The following is a 20788-nucleotide window of genomic DNA, read 5'->3' as shown; positions in this document are numbered from 1 at the left end:
GGCATCCCCCGATTTATCTTTGAGGGTCGGTAGCACTGTCTTGCTGAGTTTAAAAAGACAAAAATGCATTATGAGTGAATCATCGTGCATTTTCGCGACAATCTCGCTAGGCGGGCGTCAGGCGCGCGACCGACGGCGCCGCGACGGAAGGGGAATCGAATGTCGACCATGCTGAGCCCGGCCGCGACCATGAGCGACTCGGAACCGCGCTCCGGCCGCGCGATGGACGTGCTGCGCGTCGCCAGCGGCAATTTCATCGAGATGTACGATTTCATGGTGTTCGGCTATTTCGCCGCCGCCATTGGCTCCGCCTATTTCCCGGGCAGCTCGGAATTGGGCACGCTCCTCAAGGCACTCGCCACGTTCGGCGTCGGCTTCCTGATGCGGCCATTGGGCGCGATCGTGCTCGGCGCCTATACCGACCATCACGGCCGCCGCGCCGGGCTGATCGTCACCCTCGCCTTGATGAGCGTCGGCATCGCGACGATCGCCTTCACCCCCGGCTATGCCGCGATCGGCATCGCCGCCCCGATCTTCGTCCTGCTCGGCCGCCTGCTCCAGGGATTCTCGGCGGGCGCCGAACTGGGCAACGTCTCGGTCTATCTCGCCGAGATCGCTCCGCCGGGCAAAAAGGGCTTCTACGTGTCGTGGCAATCGGCGTCGCAGCAAGTCGCGGTCGTCTTTGCCGCGATGATCGGCGTGGTGCTGGGTATGACCTTGAGCGTCGACCAGCTCGCCGACTGGGGCTGGCGCATCCCGCTCGGGCTGGGCTGCCTGATCATCCCGTTACTGTTCCTGATGCGCCGGCACTTGCGCGAGACCGACATCTTCGCCGCGCGCACGACGCGCCCGACGACGCGCGAAATCATGGGCCATTTATGGATCGCGCGCGCGCGCGTGCTGACCGGCATGGCGATGGTGCTGATGACCACGGTCAGCTTCTACATGATCACCGCCTACACCCCGACCTTCGGCAAGCTGCTCCATCTGCCCGAGCGCGCCAATTTGCTGATCACCGCCGGGGTCGGCCTCTCCAACCTCATCTGGCTGCCGCTGATGGGCGCCTTGTCCGATCGCATCGGACGCACCCCGATCCTGCTCGCCTGCACCATCCTCGCGATCCTGACCGCTTATCCCGCGATGGCCTGGCTCGCCGCCAGCCCGAGCGTGACCAAATTGCTGATCGTCGAATTATGGCTGTCGGCGATCTACGCCAGCTACAATTCGGCGATGGTCGTCCACCTGACCGAGATCGTGCCCGAGGAGGCCGGCGCCTCGGGATTCAGCCTGGCCTATAGCCTGGCAACCGCGATCGGCGGGTTCACCCCGTTCGTGGTGACAGCGCTGATTTCGGCCACGGGCAACCTGGCGATGCCGGGCGTGTGGCTGACGGCGATCGCGGCGATCAGCCTGGCCGCGGCTGTGTACAGCCGGCGGTATTCGACGGCTTGATAAGGCGTTCGATCCGGCCTGCTTAAAGGCAGGAACCCGAAGACACGCGAAAAGCGGCCGGTCTGAAAACGACCCATTTGCAGACAACTAAGATCGATCGCACATTGCCCGAGAGCTGTGGTGTGGCAAAGGCTCGTCGCAGAAATAAAGGCTGCCTCGCAGAAATTTAGTCGATCATCATTTCCACGGTGTCGTGAGGGTAGAGTATGAATTCACGATAGAGCCGAAAATGTGCAGTTTCTTCGAGAGTCGTGGCGCGAAGACCGAACCTTTCGAGCTGCCAGAGGGCTGCGTCGGGCAATGCCATCAGGATGGGGGAGTGCGTTGCCATAATGACCTGGCAGTTGTCGGCGCGCTGCATGGAGCGAAGCAGTTTGAGAAATTCAAACTGCTTCGCCGGGGACAAAGCGGACTCCGGCTCGTCCAAGATGAAAAGCCCTTGTTCAGCCAGACGCTCTTGGAAGAAGCTGAGAAATCCCTCGCCGTGGGATGCGCGGAGGTAGCCGGCGCGCGTTGAACCCATTTCATCGAGATACCGTGCGACTGAAAAGAAAGTTTCCGCTCTGAAAAACCAGCCACGCCTCACTTGTGGCAGCCATGCCGCCTTTAGAAGCTGCCCCAGCCGGGCGGCATCTTCGCCCGAGGCGGCTGATTGTTCGACGGCGCGCATGCCTTGAGCGCCGCCGCTATCGCTGAAACCGGCCATGGTGGCGATCGCTTCCAATAGAGTCGATTTGCCGGAGCCGTTTTCACCCACGATGATGGTGACAGGCTTCTCGAACGTGATGTCAAAGCCACCACTGTGGATGATCGGGAGCGACAAGGGATAACTATCCCAATCCGACTCCGCCCGCACTGCATCCCCAGGCAGCCAAACTCGCTTGAGAAAGGGCGGAGGGAGCGAAGTAGTTCGTGCCTTGCGGCTCATTGGGTTCCCCACGCGACGTCTTACGCCACGGGCTTATCCTTGAAAGCTGACAGGAAGAAAACCACCCATTCCCGGTCATTCCCCCCGCGAGATCATGACCAAGCCGGAAGCGAGCATGCGCCACACCGCACACCCCGCCCGCTGCGGCCTGAATCGGTACCGGTACCGGGACCATCTATGCACGGCGACGCGATTACGCAGCTATGTAAACGACCATCAGAAGCGCCTGCTGATAGATTTTCTATCCAACATTAGTGTAATTCTCTTATGAACTCGCTTCCTTCAAAAAGCGATGTTCAATTATTTCGTAGGCTTTAACATTAATTCTACCGAATATTTCAGGCGATCAGCATATTTTATTTCGCATGAGGAACGAAATTCTCCATGACTCGTTGAGGGCATCGAGAACAGAACCATTCGGTTCCAGGAGCTCCTTCATGCGTAAACACCTTTTCGCGGCGAGTATCGCCGCTGTCGTCCTCATTCCTTCGATCGCCAGCGCGCGGACCCGGTCCGAAGTGACCTGCGAGCAGCAGCGCACGACGCAAGTCGTCGCTACCGTTGCCGGCGCCGGGGTCGGCGGAGTCCTCGGCAACGTCGTCGCCGGCCGTGGCGACAAGACCCTGGGCACCGTGATCGGCGCCGCCGCCGGCGCTCTCGCGGGCAATCAGCTCGCCAAGCCGAACCGCGAGTGCAACCATGCTTATGGCTATTATGACGAGGGCAATCGCTGGCACGCCACCGGCATCAACTCGGCGGATGCGCGCGGCTATTATGACCGCAATGGCGGCTGGGTCGATGGCGCGCCGAACGGCCGTTATGGCGACGACAACCGCTGGATCAGCAGCAACGCGTCGGCCGGTGGAAACGGCAATTACCTTACCAGCGGCGAATGGGTCCCCGCCTCGGCCGAGGGCTATTACGACCGCGACGACCAATGGGTGAGCGTTTCGACCGGCGCTGTCGGCGGGCGGGCCGGCCGCCGCGCGGATGCCTATGGCTATTACGACACGCAGGGTCAGTGGCACACCAGCTCGATCGCCCGTGGCCGCGCGACCGGTTATTACGACCGCAACAATGCCTGGGTCGCCGGCGCGCCGAACGGCTATTATGATGAGCGCCGCAACTGGGTCCCCCAGCGTGCGGACGGCTCGGCAAGCGGCAGTTACGACAGCCAGAACCGCTGGATCCCGGCTTCGTCGAACGGTTATTATGACGAGCGCGATCAGTGGGTCGCGGGCACGGCGAGCGGCCATTACGACGCCAACGGGCGCTGGACCGCCGGTGTCACGATCGGTCATTACGACGCGCGCGGCCGCTGGGTCGCCGGCCAGGCCGGTGGCCATCGCGATGCGACGGGAATGTGGGTCGCCGATCCCCAGCCCGGCTATTACGACAGCCGCCGCCGCTGGCATGCTGGCGAGACGTCGGGCTATTATGACAGCCGCGGCCGCTGGATCGCAACCGCGGCCGAGACGGGCAACTATGGAAGCGACCGTCCGGCGATCCTCTCGCAGATCGCCACGCTCGACCGGATGCTCGATACCGCGCAGTCGCAGCGCTCGCTGAGCCGTCGCCAGACCGCCGGCTACCAGCGCGAGCTCTATGCGCTTCGCACCAGTGAGCGATCAATGGGCCATGATCGCAGAGGCAATTTGTCCGCTCGCGATGAAGCCAGACTGCAAGTGCGGATCGACAGCCTGAACGACCGCCTCCGGAACCAAGCCCGGTAAGCAGAAGACGCGGATCAGCGGTTGCCAGGAAGCCGGCGGAGCGATCCGCCGGCTTCTTACCGCGCGGCGAGCACGCGCCACACCGCGCCTGCGATCGCCGCGTCCTGGACCGGCAGTCCCGTCAAATCTGCCACGACGATCGCATCGGCGGCGAAGGTGCGCGGCTCGGCGAGCAACTCGCCCAACGGAATGATGGTGTCAGCAGCGAGCAGGCCGGCGCGTACCGCCCAGCCCGCTTCGCCATTCTCGACGCATTTATCGACCGAGTCCGCGATCACCGTCGCGCGGCCGAGAATCCGCGGATCGAGTTCGCGTTTGCCGCCGCCGTCCGAGCCGACCGCGACGATCCGCGCGCCGGGACGCACCCAATCGTCGTCGACCAGCCATTCGGTCGAGGGCGTCGTCGTGACGACCAGGTCGGACGCACGGACGAGATCGGCGAGGTCGCCGCATGCCTCGCCGCCAATCTCCGCCGCCAAGGCCTGCGCCTTGGCCGGATCGCGGCCCCAGATCAACACGCGTTCGGCACCGATATGGCGGCGGATCATCTCCGCCTGCATCCGCGCCTGAATGCCGGCGCCGACGATCCCGAGCGTCCCGCCCTCATAGCCGATCGCGCGCGCCGCGATCGCCCCAGCCATCGCGGTGCGGACATCGGTCAGCCAGCCGCCATCGGCGAACAGCGCCAGCGCCTCGCCCGTCGTCGCGCTCATCACTGCCGAAAAGCCCTGGCTCGACGACAGGCCTTTGGCGGGATTGCCGTAGAAGCTCGCCGACACCTTGAGCGCGAACACGTCTTCGCCGGCAAGATGCGCGACCTTCACATGCGCATCGCCCGGCGCCGGAAAGCTGAAATGGCCGGCATCGCCGCTCTGCGCCTGGCCCGCCGCGAAGGCGACGATCGCGCGCTCGACCGCCGCCATCGCGGCCGTCTCGTCGAGTACCGCCACGATGTCCTCGCGCGTGAAAATCCGCATCCCGCTGCCTCCACTCTCATTTGATATTGTTTTTTCGATCATAAAGAGACATTCTCGCAATTGCCAGCCTCAAGGGAGACGATCATGGTCGCACGTCGGACGCTTCAACGCTTGGCGGCGGCGCTATCGGCATCCGCGGCGACCGTCGCGCTGGCGCCCGCCGCTCACGCCGCGCCCGATGCATGCGCCGCGCTCAAGACGCTGGCCCTCCCCCATGTCCGGATACTGGTCGCGACCCCGGTCGACGGCACGTTCACCGAGGATATGGTCGTCGAGCGCGGACCGCGCACATATACCGGCCTCAAGCCCTTTTGCCGCGTGCGCGGGGTCAGCCGCCCGGTCAGAGGATCCGAGATCGGGTTCGAAATCTGGTTGCCGGCGCGGAGCAGCTGGTCGGGCCGTCTGCACATGATCGGCAACGGCGCCTACGTGTCGAACATGCAATACAAGCAGATGATCCCGCGGCTCGACGATGGCGATGTCGCGGTGGGGACGGATACCGGGCATAGCGGCACCGACCTGAAATTCGGCTGGAAGAACCCGGAAAAGATCAGGGATTTCGGCTATCGCGCGGTCCATGAATCGGTCGTCGCGGCGAAAGCGATCACGCGCGCTTATTACAGCCGTCCGGCGCGCTGGTCCTATTTCAGCGGCTGTTCGACCGGCGGCTATCAGGGCCTCGCCTCGGCGCAGCGTTACCCGAAGGATTTCGACGGCATCATCGCCGGCGCACCGGGCAACAACCGCACCAGCCTGACCATGGCCTTCCTGTGGAATTACCTCGCTAACCACCGCCACGGCGACGATCGCCACCCGATCCTCTCCGTCAGCGACCTGCTGCTGATCAACCGTTCCGCCGTCGCCGCCTGCGACAAGCTCGATGGCGTCGCGGACGGCGTGATCACCGACCCCCGGCAGTGCGGGTTCAAGCCGGCGCAATTGCTGTGTCGTCCCGGCGCGCAGCCGGGCACTTGCCTCAGCCAGGAACAGGTTACCGCCGCCGACAAGATCTATGGCGGCCCGCGCGACGCCCGCACCGGTGCCGCGATTTATCCGGGTTATCCGATCGGCACCGAGGGCGTGATGTCCGGCCCCGAGGACAAGCATCCCGGCTGGAGTGGCTATTGGTCGGAATCCGACAATCCGGCCGAGCCGTCGCGCGCCGACATGTTCAAATATTGGGTGTTCGATAATCCCGATTGGAATTGGTGGAGCTTCAACTGGAGCACCGACGTCGACACGATGCGTGCGCGGTTGGGTCCGATCTTCGACGCCAACGATCCCAACCTGTCGCCGTTCGCGCGCGCCGGCGGCAAGCTGATCATGTTCATGGGCTGGCAGGATCCGGTCGGCACGCCGCTGGAGGCGATCAATTATTATCGCGCGGTCGAGGGTCGCGCCGGCGGCCTCGCAGCGACCCAGGCCTTCGCGCGATTGTTCATGGTGCCCGGCATGGATCATTGCGCGGGCGGCCCCGGTGCGACCAATTTCTCCACCGCGACGCGCGATTCGACGCCGCCGGTACGCGACGCCGAGCACGATATGACGCTCGCCCTCTATGCCTGGGTGGAGAAGGCACGCGCACCACAGAGCCTGATCGCGACGCGCTATGCCTCGGGTGGCGAGGACACGCCGCCCGCCAAACGCGCGATCGAATTCCAGCGCCCGATCTGCGCCTGGCCGAAGCAGCCGGTCTATCGCGCTGGGGACACCAAGCTGGCGTCGAGTTTCGTCTGCGCGTTGCCGGAAAAGCTCTGACCTCTCCGCCCCACTCGCCATGCCCGCGAACGCGGGAACCGAAATTGAGGTGATTCCGCTTCCCCATTCGTCATGCCGGGCTCGTCCCGGCATCCACCGTGGTATCTGACCAACGACCGCTGGGAGCGCGGCACTGTGGACGCCGGCACAAGGCCGGCATGACGGCTGATGCCGATTGCGACGGTTCTGGACTATTCGCCGCAGACCGAATTCATATGCGATTACCTTGCGGCTTTCACGGGGGTTGGCGGTTGATGGGCGCTCACCCCGCTGAAAACGATAGAGGTCGGGCTGCCCGTCTCGGCAACGACCACCGGATCACGCGGCATGCCGTCGACGCCGATCGCGAAGCGCACGATATTGTGCCCCTCTTCGTTGGCGACGACCATCGCGCGGCCATTGTCGATCAGCGCGAAGAAGCGCGGCGTCTTTCCCCCGGCGGGAACCGAGCCCCTCCACTCGAGCCGACCATTTGCGCGATCGATCGTGAAGACGGCGACGGTATCGGCGCCACGGTTGGAGGCATAGAGATAGCGCCCGTCGCGCGACACGGCGATTTCCGAGCCGCGGCTATTGCCGGTGAAATCCTCCGACAGCGCGGAGACGACCTGAAACGGCGTGAGCGCGCCCGACTGGCGATCGAGCCGATAGGCGACGACGGTCGAATCGAGCTCGTTGACGACATAAGCGTAAGGAACGGTCGGGTGAAAGGCGACGTGGCGCGGCCCCGACGTCTCGCGCGCCGGCGTCGCCGCCGCCTCATGCAGCTTGCCCGCGGCATCGATGGTGAAAACCAGCACGCGGTCGCAGCCTTTGTCCGGCACGACGATGAACCGGCCGCTGGGATCGAACTCGACCTGGTGCGGCTTGGGAAAGGGTTGCTCGACGCGATGCGGGCCGATCTTGCCGTCGAACGGTACCACGTCGACCGGCGCGCCTAGCCGTCCGTCTTCGTGGATCGGCAGGCTGGCGATGCCCGACTTCACGCCATCGGCGACGACATGGTTGGCGACCACCATGAAGCGATTGGTCGGATCGGGCGTCAAATGCACCGGGTTGCGGCCGCCGGTGGCGACCCGGTTGAGGAAGGTCAATTGACCCGATGCCGGGTCGATCCGGAACGCGCTTGCCTCGCTGCCGTCGCCATGGACGGTATAGAGGAAGCGGCGCGTGCGATCGAAGGCGAGATAGGATGGGTTGACCAGGTCGCCGACCAACTGGACGCGCGCCCAGGCGCCGTCCGTGCCGATCCGATAGACCGAGATGCCGTCGCCCCGGGCATTGCGCTCGCGGCTGGTGCGGCACCCGACATAAGCGAAACCCGGCATCGATCCTCTCCCGGCCGCCCATGCGGCCTTTTTTCCCATCGCAACCCCGACGGCCAGCCCGGCGATCACCGTCCGTCGCGACGCGCGCCAGGCGGGCGGTCCAGACTTGGATTGCATCGGCGAACTCCGTCTCGAGATAGGTAATCCTTGCTCTTTGTATTTCTGAATGTCAAAGAACATATTATGGAGAGCATCGCACCCCCGCCCGTGACCGAGGCCGACGACCGCAGGATCATGCGCCGGGTGTTCTGGCGGATCGTGCCGTTGTGTTTCGTGCTCTACATCGTCTCCTATATCGACCGCGCGAACATCGGTTACGCCGCGCTCCAGATGAATACCGAGCTGCGGATTTCGGACGAGGCGTTCGGATTCGCCGCGGGCATCTTCTTCATCGGCTATTTCCTGTTCGAAGTGCCGAGCAACATGCTGATGGCCCGCTATGGCCCGCGCATCTGGATCGCGCGCATCCTGATCGGCATGGGCGTGGTGTCGATGGCCACCGCTTTCGTCCAGTCGACCTCGCAACTCTATGGCCTCCGCTTCCTGCTCGGGGTGGCCGAAGCAGGCTATTTCCCCGCGATCATCATCTATCTGACCGCCTGGTTCCGCGCCCGCGAGCAGGCGACGGTAGTGGCAATGTTCACCGCGGCGATCCCGGTATCGTACATCATCGGCACGCCGGTCAGCACCTGGATCATCGATCATGTCCAGGGCCTGGGCCTGACCGGGTGGCGCTGGATGTTCCTGATCGAGGGGCTGCCCGCGGTGATCGGCGGGCTGTTCACCTATCGGCTGCTGGTCGATCGCCCGGCCAATGCGCGCTGGCTGGCGGCGGACGAGCGCGACTGGCTGGAAGCGGAGATCGCGCGCGAGCATGCCGCGACCGGCGTGCGCCATCTCAATACCTGGCGCGCGATCACCGAACCGCGCGTTCTGTATCTGGCGGCGATCTATTTCGTCTATCAGGCGGGCAGCCTGGGCGTCGGCTATTGGCTGCCCCAGATCGTCAAACATTCGGGCAAGTCGCTCAGCAATGTCGAGACCGGGCTGATCGCCACTTTGCCCTATATCGTCGCGACGATCGGCATGGTTTTGTGGTCGCGGCGGTCGGATCGCACTGGCGAGCGGCGCTATCATACCGCCTGGCCGTTGCTGCTTGCCGGCGCGACCCTGGGCGGCGTCGCCTGGGTTGCCGGCCCGATACCGGCGACCGTCCTGCTCGCGGCGGCGCTGACCGGCTTTTACGCCTTCAAGGCGCCGTTCTGGACACTGCCCGGCATGTTCCTGTCCCGCGCCACCGCCGCGGTATCGATCGCCGCGATCAACTCGATCGGCAATCTCGGCGGGTTCGTCGGGCCCTATGTCGTCGGCGTCGTCGCCAAAGCGAGCGGCAAGCCCGCGACCGGGCTGGTGTTCCTGGCCGGGCTCACCCTGGTCGCGTTCGTGATGGTGCTCGCCGCTCCGCTGACATCGCGCAAGGACTCCGCATGACCGTCCCGACCCGCGCGCTGGCCAGCAACGACGCCAGCTACACGATCGTCGATCTCGCCGCGCTCGGTCTGGCCAGGTTGCCGGTCGTCCATCGTATCCTGATCGAGAATTTGTTGCGGCGAAGCGGAGACGATCCGGCGACGATCGCGCTGGTCGAGCAATGGATCGCCCAGGGCACGAGCGACGCCGAAATCGCCTTCTGGCCCGGCCGGGTGATGATGCACGACACGACCTGCGGCCCTGCTTTGGTCGACATCGCCGCCGCGCGCCAGGCGCTGGCCGATGCCGGCGGCGATCCCAATGCGCTCAACCCCTTGCTCCCGGTCAACGTCTCGACCGACCACAGCCTGGCGGTCGATTTCTACGGAAGCGGCGACGCCGCGGCGCGCAACATGGCGCGCGAACTCGATCGCAATGCCGAGCGCTACAGCTTCATGAAATGGGCATCGGCGACGCTCGACAATTTCACCGTGCATCCGCCCGGCACCGGGATCATGCACACGATCAACCTCGAACAATTGGCCACGGTGGTGACCAGCGAGGAGCGCGACGGCGTTCACTGGGCAATGCCCGACACGCTGATCGGCACCGACAGCCATACGCCGATGGTCAACGGCATCGGCGTGCTCGGCTGGGGCGTCGGCGGGCTGGAGGCCGAAAGCGTGATGTTCGGCATGCCGGTGATGATGCGCGTCCCCGAAGTGGTCGGGGTACGACTGACCAGACGCCTGCGCGAGGGCGTGACCGCGACCGATCTGGCCTTGGTCGTCACGCATCGCCTGCGCCGGATCGAATTGGCCGGGCGGTTCGTCGAGTTCTTCGGCCCCGGCGTCGCGACCTTGTCGGCGGGGGACCGTTCGGTCGTCGCCAATATGGCGCCCGAATATGGGTCGTCGACCGGCTATTTCCCGATCGATGGCGCGACTCTCGATTACCTGCGCCAGACCGGACGGAGCGAAGCGCAGATCGCGCTGGTCGGCGACTATGCGCGCGCGACCGGATTGTGGTTCGAGGCCGAAGCTTCGCCCGTCTATGCCGAGACGATCGAGATCGACTTGTCCGCGATCGGCATCTCGCTCGCCGGTCCGCGCCGCCCGCAGGATCTCGTCGCGACGGCCGACGTGCCTGCCTTGCTCGGCGCCGGTCCGGCAACGGCGATGCCCGAACGGCCCGTCGCGATCGCGGCGATCACCAGTTGCACCAACACGTCTGATCCGCGCCAATTGCTCGCCGCGGGCCTGGTCGCGCGCAAGGCGCGGGCGCTGGGGCTGGCGCCGCCGGATTGGGTCAAGACCAGCCTCGCGCCGGGATCGCCGAGTGCCGAGCGATTGCTCGCCCGCGCGGGCCTGCTCGGGGACCTCGAGGCGGTCGGCTTCGCGATCGTCGGTTATGGCTGCACCGTTTGTATCGGCAATTCGGGAAAGCTGGCCACGCCGATGCTGCAGGCGATCGAGGCCGGCAGCGCACGTCCGGTCGGCATCCTGTCGGGCAACCGCAATTTTCCCGGGCGAGTCCATCCGCAGATCGAGGATGCCTTCCTCGCCTCGCCCGCGCTGACCGTCGCTTACGCTTTGGCCGGCAACGCCGCGATCGACATCGCCCGCGACACGATCGGCCAGGATGCCGACGGCGCGCCGGTCACGCTCGACCGGCTGTGGCCGAGCGGCGCCGAGATCGATGCCGCCGCGGCGATGGCGATCCGGCCGCAAGATTATGCCGTGGCGTTCGATGCGGCGGAGGCAAGCGCGGCCTGGGCGGCGCTGCCCGCGCCCGACACCCCGCTCTATCCCTGGCATCCCGGCTCGACCTATCTGCGCCCGCCGCCTTTCGCCCGGATGGAGCGCGACGACCGGCTGGGCCATTATTCCGCCGCACCGTTGATCGTGCTCGGCGACGACGTGACGACCGATCACATCTCCCCCGCCGGCGCGATCCCGGCGGAGAGCGACGCCGCGCGCTGGCTGATCGACCATGGTGCCGATCCGGCCGATCTCAACGTCTTCTCGTCGCGGCGCGGCAATTGGGAAGTGATGCTGCGCGGGCTGTTCACCAACCGCACCGTCCGCAACCTGCTCGGCGAGGCGATCCCGCCGGGCAGCACCGCCATGACGACAGGCGGCGATCCGCTGCCCTTGTGGCGCGCGGCGGCGCGTTATGCCGAGACCGGTCAGCCAGTCGTGATCGTCGCCGGCGATCGCTATGGCATGGGATCGTCGCGCGACTGGGCGGCGAAAGGCGCGAGCCTGCTCGGCGCGCGCGCGGTGCTAGCGGCGAGCTTCGAGCGGATCCATCGCTCGAACCTGGTCAATATGGGCATCCTGCCGCTGCGGCTGCCGGCCGACCGGCATCCGCCGACACTGGCCCTGGCGCCCGAAGACCGGATCGAGATCGATGCGCCGGCCGACACGCTCACCCCGCGCGCGGTGGTGCCGGTCGCGATCCATCGCCGCGACGGTCGCGTCGAGCGGTTCGCTGCGGTGGCGCAGGTCGAAACCGCGCTCGAACTGTCGGTGCTCCGCGCCGGCGGCATCATCCCGCTGATCCTGCGGGCGGCGCATCGGCGCTGATCAGCGCTTCGACAACCGATCGAAAAAGGCGAAGCTGCGATCGAGCGCCATCAGGCTGTCGCGCTTCGTCGCCTCGGGCGTGGCGTCGATAAAGCCATGATTGGCGCCCGCCACCGGCACGAACTCGACCGAGGCGCCGGCCGCCTTCATCTTCGCCGCCATCGCCTCGCTCTGACGGAACGCGACTTCCTCGTCGGCAGTGCCGTGGATCAGCAGCAGCGGCGGCGTGTCGCGCTTGACATAGCTGACCGGACTCGCCGCGGCGACCGTGTCGCGGCAAACCGCCGGATCGCATCCCAGCAAAGCAGTCAGCGTCTTCGCATTGAGTGCCGTTCCGGGCTGGTCGCCGCCCAATGCGAAATCGAACACGCCGTACCAGAGCGCCGCCCCCTGCACGCAATCCGACTGCGGCAACGGTTTGGCGAGCTTCGCCGCGGAGCCCGACAAGCGCCCGGTCGATGGCGACGGATCGAACGCCGCCACCCCGCACGTGACCGTCGCCAGCCCGGCCAAATGTCCGCCCGCCGATCCTCCCCACAGATAGACCCGCGAGGGATCGATCCCGTAATCGCCCGCCCGGCTGCGCAGGAAACGGATCGCCGCTTTCACGTCCTGAACCGGCGCCGGAAACTTCGCCTCGCCGCTCAACCGGTAATCGACCGAGGCGACGACATAGCCGCGCGCCGCCAGCATCGCGAGCACGCCCGGCCAGTCGGTAAACGCTCCCGACTGCCGCGCATCGCCCCGGCTCCAGCCGCCGCCATGTACCCAGATCACCAGCGGACGCGCCTTCGCCGTTGCGCGATCGGCATGGAGATAGAGGTCGAGCTGAAGCGGCCGATAGCCGACATAATTGGCAAATTCGACATGACCGCGCGCGACGATCCCACCGGGATAGCGCGCCTCGGCGATCGGGAAGGTATCGTCGCGCACCGACCTGGCCGAGATCGCGGGCACCTTCGCCGTATCCGCCGCCGCAACGCCGGCGGTCGCCGCCAAAGCCAATGCCAGGAGCCACCGCCGCATCTCGATCACCTCGCGTTCAATCCGATATTGCACTCATACGCACAATAATACGATCCGCAAGCATGGCGTTGGCGCAAGGCGGTTCGTCAGCGGAAACGACGGCGTTAGCGGCCGGAAAACCCGGAAGCGACCCGGGAAGTAGGCGTATGAAGCGGCCGGTCGGTTATCGACCCAATCGCGGTCGTTCGATCGCCGCCAAAGGGAATGGCAGGTTCTGGGCCGGTTGCTGTCAGGGAGCTCTTGGCCAAGAACCGTGCAAAGCTGCCGTCCGCCAATCGACTCTCGACTGTCTGTAGTGCATCGCATGCCATGCGTTTCGCGCTGGACTGTCGCGCGCGAGGCGCGATCATAGCGGTCACGGGAGGGCCTCGACATGGCAGCACGCCGCATGAGCGCGTCGACACCGCCGCCATTGCTGCGGCGCTACACCGATCTGACCTCGGTGATCGACTTACTCACCCACAAGCGCCTGACATTGCTCGATCCGGCCAGCTGGGACGACAAGAACGACAGCTATTTCATCGACCATTATCGCGCGCGCAGCGACTACAAGTCGGTGCTCGCGCTGTGCCTGTCGACGGTCGGCGAGACCTATCATCACTGGAAGGTGTTCTGCGGTCATGCCAGCGGCGTGTGCATCGCGTTCCACCGCCAGCCGCTGCTCGACGTGATCGATGCCGCCGAGGGTGTCCGGCATGGCAAGGTCAATTATATGCGGCTCGAGGAGATCGCCGAAAAGCCGCCGCGGCTAAACCGCCTCCCGTTCATCAAACGCTACGCGTTCCGGCATGAGCTCGAATACCGGCTGATCTATGAATCGAAGACCGACACCGCGCCGACGCATGCGGTGCCGATCCCGCTGACGACGGTCGAGGGCATTGTGCTCAGCCCGTGGATGCCTGCGCCGTTGCTCGACGCGACGCGCAGGGCGCTCAACGCCATCCCGGATTGCGAGACTGTAACGATCACGCGCTCGGAGTTGATCAGCAATTCGCTGTGGATGCAGAATGCCGAGCGCAGCCTGCGGGGCGAGCCGCTCGTGGCGGGGACGCCGCTTGAGGAAAGCGAGCCACGGCAGCGACCGGTGCCATGAGGATCGCCGGCTGAGATATTGAGAGGAGAGGGTTATGCGATGGCTGGAGCGGCTCGGGTTTTTTGTGGCAGGCGGCGTGATCAGCGCGGCGACCCTGCTGGCCTTGGGCAAGATCGAACTGGCCGATGATTTCCTGTCGAGCACGCTCGAGCTGTATCCTAGCGACGCATGCCGGGCGATGCGCACAATGCGCCGCGCCTATGGCAACCCACCCTTCTCGCCGGGCGAATTCATCTTCGATCTACAGGCCAAAGGCCTGCCCAAGCTGGTCTCGATGTTAAAGGAGAGCATCAACCTGTTATGACGCTCGACACGCTCCTCATCCGGCCACGTCTCACCGACTATCACGGCATCACGCTCGCGCAGGAGGACGCCGATTTCGCGATTCCATTCTTCGACGAGGATATCCCGCTCTACGTCGATCCCTTTCTGATGTGGCGCTCGCCCTCGATGCAGGACAATTCGCTGCACGAGATGCTGATGGCAGCATTCAACCATGTCGGAAAGCTGACGCAGGGCGGCGGCCGCGATGCTGCGATCGCCATGCTGGTCACGGCTTCGGAGTGCGACGAGGTCGGCCTGGGATCATCCGCCAAGCGCAAGGGCAAGCGGATCGGCCGGGACAAGGCGGGCGAGATCCTCGACATCTTCCGCCGCATTCCGCACTACGCGACGCACGGGCTTGGCCATATCGAGGAGCTGCAATTCTTCGTGGAAGGCATTTCGAAGGACCGGATCAGCGATTTCGCGTGCAGTTTCCTCAAGTCCTTCCTGATCGATTTCACGATCGATCAATGCAGCCGGCTCGGCATTCCGACGCAGCGCCAAACCATTTCCAATGTGTGGGATGTCCGCAGCCGGCAGTTCGCCAGCGTCACCACTGACCTACCCGTCGGTCCAACCGATGGTCGCCCGCTGTTGTTCGTGCCCAAGCGTTGGCTGCGGTTCGTGCCGTGGATCAACTATGAGGATTATTACGAGAAGCATTGTCCGCAGGACGACATCGCACACAAAGCCGAAGAGCTTACCCGAGTCGAGGTGCTGACCTACAACCGCGACAACTACGGGGTCGTCGCTGCATATATCGAAGCGAAGGAACGCTCGTTCGCCGACGCCGCCAATGATCCGTTGTTCGCGCAGATCCCGGTGCGCTCGGCGCGCGGAAAGCTCGCACAGATCAGGAAGCTGCCGACCGGCAAAATCGATGGCGCCGACCTCAAATACGAGACTGCGGTGGGGCAATTGCTGCCGTCTTTGCTTTATCCCAATCTCGACTTCGCGCAGGCGCAGGCCCGCACCGACAGCGGGGTCAGCATCCGTGACCTCATTTTCTACAACACACAGCGCGCGCCGTTCTTGAAGGAAGTTTATGCCGACTATGGCTCGCGCCAGATCACGTTCGAACTGAAGAATGTCGCCGAGCTCGATCGCACCCATGTCGATCAGCTGAACCGCTATCTCGCCGATGAGCTAGGCAAGTTTGGGGTGTTCGTGACGCGGCATCCGCCAAAGCGGGCGATCAACCAGCGGATCGTCGATCTGTGGTCGGGCCAGCGCAAGGCAATCGTGACGCTGACCGATGCCGATCTCGAACAGATGGTCGAGGTGTTCGACAGCAAGCAGCGCGACCCGCTCGATGTCATGGTCAAGAAATACGCCGAGTTCCGGCGCAGCTGCCCGTAGGAGAGGAATATGAAGGATCGGGACGAACTCGAGCGGTTTGAGAAGCTGATGGGCCAGCTGCGCGGTCTCCATGACGAGATCAGCCTGCTTGCCCGCAAGTCCGCCAATGACGGGGTCAACGCTTTCAAGCTCAAGCTGATCAACAGGGTGCTAGCGGCCGCGAACACGGTTCTCGGCCCATCGCACCGGCCCTTCGACGATTTTGATCAGTTCGATGCCGACGACGTACCCTCTACCAGCGACGTGACGATGGTTCTGGCGCAGTATCTCGAAGAAGCCGAACGCTATCGCGCGAACTTCGTCACCGAGATTTACGACAACAAATGGGTTTACGTCATCGGCGGCGGCATGACCGACATACCCGCCGGAGCACCGAAAAAGGTCACCAGGAAATGAGCGATTCAGAATTTGATCCAGTGACGACCGACGCTGCGGTCGCGACCTATGATTCAGCGACCGGCGCTTTTTCCGCGCTCCTCCACGAAATCCGCGAGCTGTCGAAGAAGAAGCCCGACGCCACAATGAGTTCGAGCAAGGTCAAAGTGATCAACAAGGTGATCGACGACCTGCTGACGATCTTAAAGGACGAACCGGAAGGCAAGTATCTCGAGCGCCTCGAAGATGCAGACCTCCCACAAGTGAGCGACGCGCTGTTGACGATGGTGCAGTACAATCCGGCGCTTGATGCGTTCAAGAAGAGGTATCTCCGCTATGTGAGGCTTGGTTACGACCGCAAACATCTTTGGGTCACCGCCGAGCGGGTGGCGGAGTGGGACGCGGATGATGAGGAAGTAAGTGAGGAAGAGCACGATTTCTAAGTTTCGCCCATTTCAAAGCCGAGGGGCGTAGCCGCCCATCGAGCGGCGACTTCAAGGCGTGGTTGAGACGCGGCAGGATTGAATCGGCTACCCCGCCATCGCACGTGACGGGCTGTCCCGGCTACTAGACGAGAACGAAGGCGCGTCCGGGCTGGACCAGATCGCGCAAGTTGTTCACGGCAACCGTGGCAGAAATCAAGTTTTCAACGGCAGCTTTTGAGGCAAGGCTGCTGCCAGCGCGAACGACCGCAATTAGGGCGCATTCCCGCCACCATGAGTCATGAATGTCTTCTGGCCGCTCCTGAGCCAGTTGCGGACATCGCGGCCGCCATGCTCTATATCTCGTGGTCAATAATAACAAATCGGCGCAGGAAGTCCGAAATGCTCCTACTCGCCTTTTTACTGTTGTCAGCCGCCGCCGATAACGCGCCGCAGGTGCCGAGCCGGCGTACGGTCGAACGCCTCGAAACGGCATTGTCGGTGTTAAATGGTCTGCAGAGTGTCGGCCTACCTACCGACTTCCAAGCCTTCAACCGGGCATCACGCATTCGTGTTCGCAGCGCGACTTGTAAACCAATAGGCATGGGCAAAGCTGAATGCACATATCTCGTTGATCAATGTGGATTCGGTAAAGTTCGCTGGTGTCAGCGTACTAGCGTTTTCTTATATGACCCGTATTCTGGCGATCCATTTAGAGCCGTCAAAGGTTGGCGCATCGACCGTCCTGATCCCGATTAAACTGGGGTGGTTTATCGGCTCTAAGTGAACCCCAATAAATGACCGCTTCCATCCCACAGCAGCCCTTCCTGTGTGTATCGCGCGGATGACCGCTTTCGGGATCGGCGCCGCCAATGTTCAATGACCATATTTAGGGCGCGAAGCGGTCGATCAAATCCGGATCGGCGACAATAGCCGCTTCCCACCCAACCCCAGCCCTTCCCCCCCCCCCGCCTCACACCTCAATGCGCAACCAACTCCGCGATGCTGTTCTCGCTTTCGCTGCGGATCCCGGCCTTCTTGTCGCTCCATGCCTTCCACGCCGGATCGTCGCGCAATTTGTCGCGCACGCTGGCGGTGATCTTCTGGCGCTGTCCGAACGCCGCCATGTCGCGATAATGCTGGATGAACAGCGAATCCCAGGGCGACCCGGTGCCGTAGCGGTTCATGTAAATCTCATAGCCGGTCAGCGCGCCGGTCTGGATCCAGCCGTCGAATTGCGGCTGGACATAACCCTTCACGTAATCGCGATATTCGCCCTCGTTCCGATATTCGTACGGGATGACGTAATAGACCTCGCCGTCCTTGAGCGCATCGGGATTGCGCGACCAGGCGAGGTCGCTCGAATAGCTCGCCACCGGATCGGCCAGCGCGATCCCGGCAGGGTCGAGCCCGCCTGGCTCGCTGCGTTCGAGCACGTTCCATTTGCCCACCGCCGCAAAGGTCGGAAAGCGCAGGATGACCAACCCGTCCCACACCGCGGGCTGGCGATACCAGCTGTAGAAGATGCGGAAATCGGCGATCTCCCCGCGCGCCTTCATCGCGCGCAGTCTGGGCGCGAGGTTGGTCGCGAGGTAGTGGCGGAACGCGACGCGATGCTCAAGGCTGGCGCGGTAGCTGATCACCAGCGACTTGGGACCGTCGTTGAGCTCCTCCTGCGCCGCCGCGGGTGCGGCGAGCGGCAGGACGGCGAGAACGACGAAGAGCGTCTTGAGAAGGAAGCGACCGAACATGCTCGTGACCCTTTTGTGGTAAGGGCCGGCCCCGTCCGGAGCCGGCCGATAGAGACGAAAAAAGGCTAGGCGTGGATCGGCACCGCCGCCCCACCCTTGCGCGGCCACAGCAGCAGGATCAGCACGAAGATCGATCCGGTGATCAGGGTCGACAGCGGCAGGCCGATGCCCAAAGCCTCGGTCTCGGCGAGCCAGTCACCCATCGCGGTGCCGGCAGTGCGCGCGACCGCGAGCGCGATCCAGTAGAACCAGAAGCGGTTGCCGCTGTCGCGCCGCCACGCGAACAACGCGACGATCAGCAACGCACCGAGGCTGAGCGACGCGAACCCCTTGCCGATCAGCTTCGAGCAGACGTCGCCGATAAAGGTGCCGAACACGCCGGCGCTCAGCATCGCCAGCCAGTATGCCGTGCCGGTCGCGGGCATGCCCTGCGCCTCGGATTCGGCCTCGCGCTTGGCGTCGCTGCGCGACGACAGCCAGGCGAACCCGGCGAGCAACGCGGTCAGGATCGCGGCGAACAGCGGCCAGTAGATGATCTTCTTGAAATAGTCGGCGATGTTGGTCGCGCCGGTGCGGATGATGATGATCACCAGCCAGTAATAGAGTTCGCGCGGGCCATGATCGCGCCGCTCGACCAGGAACACCGCCGCCGCCAGTGCCGCCAGGATCGCCGTGCCGAGCACGATGCCGAGCTTGAGTTCGTGCGAGTAGAGATCGCCCATATTGGTGCCGAACAGGCTGGCGAAAGTGATCGCCGACCAATAGCGCGCGTTGACCTTCGGAATATGCGCAATCTGCATGGGGGGCTCCTTGAAGGGGAAGAAGGCGCGTGCCGATCAGCTCGGCTCGGCGCGGGTGAGAAGGGTATCGGGCCAGCTCAGCGTGACGCGGAGCCCGCGATCGGGTGCTTCGCCGAGCGCGATCGTGCCGCCGGTCGCCTCGACCAGATCGGCGACGATCGACAGGCCAAGGCCATGGCCGGTGCCGGTTTCGTCGAGGCGAACGCCGCGGCGAAGCACGCCGTCGCGTTGGTCGGCGGGAATGCCGGGGCCGTCATCGTCGACCGTAAAGCTCAATCGTCCGGCATCGTGCGCGGCATCGACGCGAACGACGCGACGCGCATGGCGCGCGGCATTATCGAGCAGATTGCCGAAAATCTCGGCGAAACTGCCGGCGTCGATGCCGATTTCCCAATCGGCGGGAATGTCCGCGTCGAACACCAGGCTCATCCCGCGATCGGTGCGTTCGAGCACGGCGAACAGGCCCTCGATCAGCGCCATCGGCCGCGTCGCGGTTACCCCCTCGCCTACCCGGCTCGCGGCGGCGCGGGCGCGGGCAAGTTCGGACTCCAGCACCGCGGCGGCGGCACTCAACGTCTGGTCGATCGCATCGGCGGCACTGGTAGCACCGGCCGCGCGCGCGACCCGGCTCTGCGCGGCAAGTGCCGCGAGCGGTGTCTTGAGCGCATGGGCGAGGTCGGCGGCGCGGCGGCGCGCCCGCCCGAGATCATCGCTGCGCGCATCGGCGAGTGCGTTGATCGCCTGAGCAAGATCGTCGATCTCGCGCGGATGATCGGCGGACAGGCGTTGCGCCGGGTTGCGCGCCATTGCCGCCAGTTCGCGCCGCACGCGGCGGAGCGGCCATAGCCCCAGCTCGACCTGCACCCAGGCGGCGAGCGCCAGCGCGACTCCCAAGGCGAGCAGGAACATTCCCATTTCGCGCGCAAACGCGGCGCCCGCGCGGTCGATCGGCTCGTCATCCTCGCCGACCCGCACCAGCACAATAGTGCCGCCGACCGACACGCGTCGCTCGACCACGATCAGATCGTCCTCATAAGGACCCGGAACCTCAGCTTCCTGCCAGGCGGTGTCGGTAGCTTCACGATCATCTTCATCGGCCGACAGGACCTTGCCACCGAGCGACGGCGATCCTGCGATGCCGCCGGGCGCGCGGACTTCCCAGTACAGCCCGCTCGCGCGTCGCCGGAACCGCGCGTCGAGATCGCCGGGATCGACCGACGGTCGCCCCTGCGCATCCACCCGCACCGCGGCCGCCACGGCATTGCCATCGCGGACCAGCGCATCTGCCATGCGCCGCTCGGTATAATGTTCGAACAGCATGCCCATGACGTGCCACGCCGCCCATAAAGCGACGGCGATCGCCAGCGCGGCAAAGGCGATCAGGCGGAGGCGGATCGAGCGCAC

At 64.5% G+C, this 20788-nt stretch carries 18 protein-coding genes; 11 read left to right on the top strand and 7 right to left on the bottom strand.

The features are described 5' to 3' along the window. The first annotated feature begins 159 nt into the window (after positions 1-159). Positions 160-1452 carry a tricarballylate/proton symporter TcuC gene (gene tcuC / locus AC1DQQ_RS16985; protein ID WP_478028989.1) on the top strand — a complete coding sequence of 431 codons (1293 nt, stop codon included), beginning with the start codon at positions 160-162 and terminating at the stop codon, positions 1450-1452. Between the two features lie 166 nt (positions 1453-1618). On the opposite strand, the gene AC1DQQ_RS16980 is transcribed toward tcuC, so the two are convergent. Beyond that, on the bottom strand, positions 1619-2380 hold the full coding sequence (locus AC1DQQ_RS16980; RefSeq protein WP_478045972.1) for an AAA family ATPase: 762 nt from the start codon (positions 2378-2380) through the stop codon (positions 1619-1621). Between the two features lie 437 nt (positions 2381-2817). Between AC1DQQ_RS16980 and AC1DQQ_RS16975 the strand changes: the two genes are divergently transcribed. Next, entirely contained in the window at positions 2818-4113 is a 1296-nt protein-coding gene (locus AC1DQQ_RS16975) for a glycine zipper 2TM domain-containing protein (protein WP_478045970.1), read from the top strand. Between the two features lie 56 nt (positions 4114-4169). Here AC1DQQ_RS16975 and AC1DQQ_RS16970 read toward each other — a convergent pair whose 3' ends face one another. Beyond that, entirely contained in the window at positions 4170-5090 is a 921-nt protein-coding gene (locus AC1DQQ_RS16970; RefSeq protein ID WP_478045968.1) for a Gfo/Idh/MocA family oxidoreductase, read from the bottom strand. An 84-nt stretch (positions 5091-5174) separates the two neighbouring features. Here AC1DQQ_RS16970 and AC1DQQ_RS16965 point away from each other — a divergent pair, with 84 nt between their 5' ends. After that, the gene (locus tag AC1DQQ_RS16965; RefSeq protein ID WP_478028983.1) at positions 5175-6848 is read left to right on the top strand and encodes a tannase/feruloyl esterase family alpha/beta hydrolase; all 1674 of its coding nucleotides are present in this window, start codon (positions 5175-5177) and stop codon (positions 6846-6848) included. Positions 6849-7069: 221 nt separating this feature from the next. Here AC1DQQ_RS16965 and AC1DQQ_RS16960 read toward each other — a convergent pair whose 3' ends face one another. Beyond that, positions 7070-8293, bottom strand: coding sequence for a lactonase family protein (locus tag AC1DQQ_RS16960; protein ID WP_478045966.1), 1224 nt, complete (start codon positions 8291-8293; stop codon positions 7070-7072). A gap of 66 nt (positions 8294-8359) precedes the next feature. Between AC1DQQ_RS16960 and AC1DQQ_RS16955 the strand changes: the two genes are divergently transcribed. Further along, entirely contained in the window at positions 8360-9667 is a 1308-nt protein-coding gene (locus AC1DQQ_RS16955) for an MFS transporter (protein ID WP_478045962.1), read from the top strand. Further along, the gene (gene acnA, locus AC1DQQ_RS16950; RefSeq protein ID WP_478045960.1) at positions 9664-12234 is read left to right on the top strand and encodes an aconitate hydratase AcnA; all 2571 of its coding nucleotides are present in this window, start codon (positions 9664-9666) and stop codon (positions 12232-12234) included. The genes AC1DQQ_RS16955 and acnA overlap by 4 nt, the downstream gene beginning before the upstream one ends. On the opposite strand, the gene AC1DQQ_RS16945 is transcribed toward acnA, so the two are convergent. Beyond that, positions 12235-13260, bottom strand: coding sequence for an alpha/beta hydrolase fold domain-containing protein (locus AC1DQQ_RS16945; RefSeq protein WP_478045958.1), 1026 nt, complete (start codon positions 13258-13260; stop codon positions 12235-12237). Between the two features lie 373 nt (positions 13261-13633). Between AC1DQQ_RS16945 and AC1DQQ_RS16940 the strand changes: the two genes are divergently transcribed. From AC1DQQ_RS16940 to AC1DQQ_RS16915, 6 genes are all read left to right on the top strand, one after another. Then, positions 13634-14353 carry a hypothetical protein gene (locus AC1DQQ_RS16940; RefSeq protein ID WP_478045957.1) on the top strand — a complete coding sequence of 240 codons (720 nt, stop codon included), beginning with the start codon at positions 13634-13636 and terminating at the stop codon, positions 14351-14353. Between the two features lie 34 nt (positions 14354-14387). Further along, on the top strand, positions 14388-14657 hold the full coding sequence (locus AC1DQQ_RS16935; protein WP_478045955.1) for a VapC50 family PIN domain-containing toxin: 270 nt from the start codon (positions 14388-14390) through the stop codon (positions 14655-14657). Continuing rightward, positions 14654-16036: a hypothetical protein gene (locus tag AC1DQQ_RS16930; RefSeq protein WP_478045953.1), complete on the top strand. Its 1383-nt coding sequence runs from the start codon at positions 14654-14656 to the stop codon at positions 16034-16036. The genes AC1DQQ_RS16935 and AC1DQQ_RS16930 overlap by 4 nt, the downstream gene beginning before the upstream one ends. Positions 16037-16045: 9 nt before the next feature. Continuing rightward, positions 16046-16432: a hypothetical protein gene (locus AC1DQQ_RS16925; protein WP_478045951.1), complete on the top strand. Its 387-nt coding sequence runs from the start codon at positions 16046-16048 to the stop codon at positions 16430-16432. Continuing rightward, positions 16429-16854 carry a hypothetical protein gene (locus tag AC1DQQ_RS16920; RefSeq protein WP_478045949.1) on the top strand — a complete coding sequence of 142 codons (426 nt, stop codon included), beginning with the start codon at positions 16429-16431 and terminating at the stop codon, positions 16852-16854. The genes AC1DQQ_RS16925 and AC1DQQ_RS16920 overlap by 4 nt, the downstream gene beginning before the upstream one ends. A 381-nt stretch (positions 16855-17235) precedes the next feature. Beyond that, positions 17236-17592, top strand: coding sequence for a hypothetical protein (locus AC1DQQ_RS16915; protein WP_478045948.1), 357 nt, complete (start codon positions 17236-17238; stop codon positions 17590-17592). 221 nt (positions 17593-17813) lie between these two features. On the opposite strand, the gene AC1DQQ_RS16910 is transcribed toward AC1DQQ_RS16915, so the two are convergent. From AC1DQQ_RS16910 to AC1DQQ_RS16900, 3 genes are all read right to left on the bottom strand, one after another. Next, positions 17814-18584, bottom strand: coding sequence for a transcription elongation factor SPT4 (locus tag AC1DQQ_RS16910; protein WP_478045946.1), 771 nt, complete (start codon positions 18582-18584; stop codon positions 17814-17816). Positions 18585-18649: 65 nt separating this feature from the next. Continuing rightward, entirely contained in the window at positions 18650-19384 is a 735-nt protein-coding gene (locus AC1DQQ_RS16905; RefSeq protein WP_478045944.1) for a COG4705 family protein, read from the bottom strand. Between the two features lie 36 nt (positions 19385-19420). Then, positions 19421-20788 carry a sensor histidine kinase gene (locus AC1DQQ_RS16900; RefSeq protein ID WP_478045942.1) on the bottom strand — a complete coding sequence of 456 codons (1368 nt, stop codon included), beginning with the start codon at positions 20786-20788 and terminating at the stop codon, positions 19421-19423.

This window comes from Sphingomonas sp. P4_G3, assembly GCF_056401105.1.
This window is presented reverse-complemented; position numbering and strand designations above follow the sequence as displayed.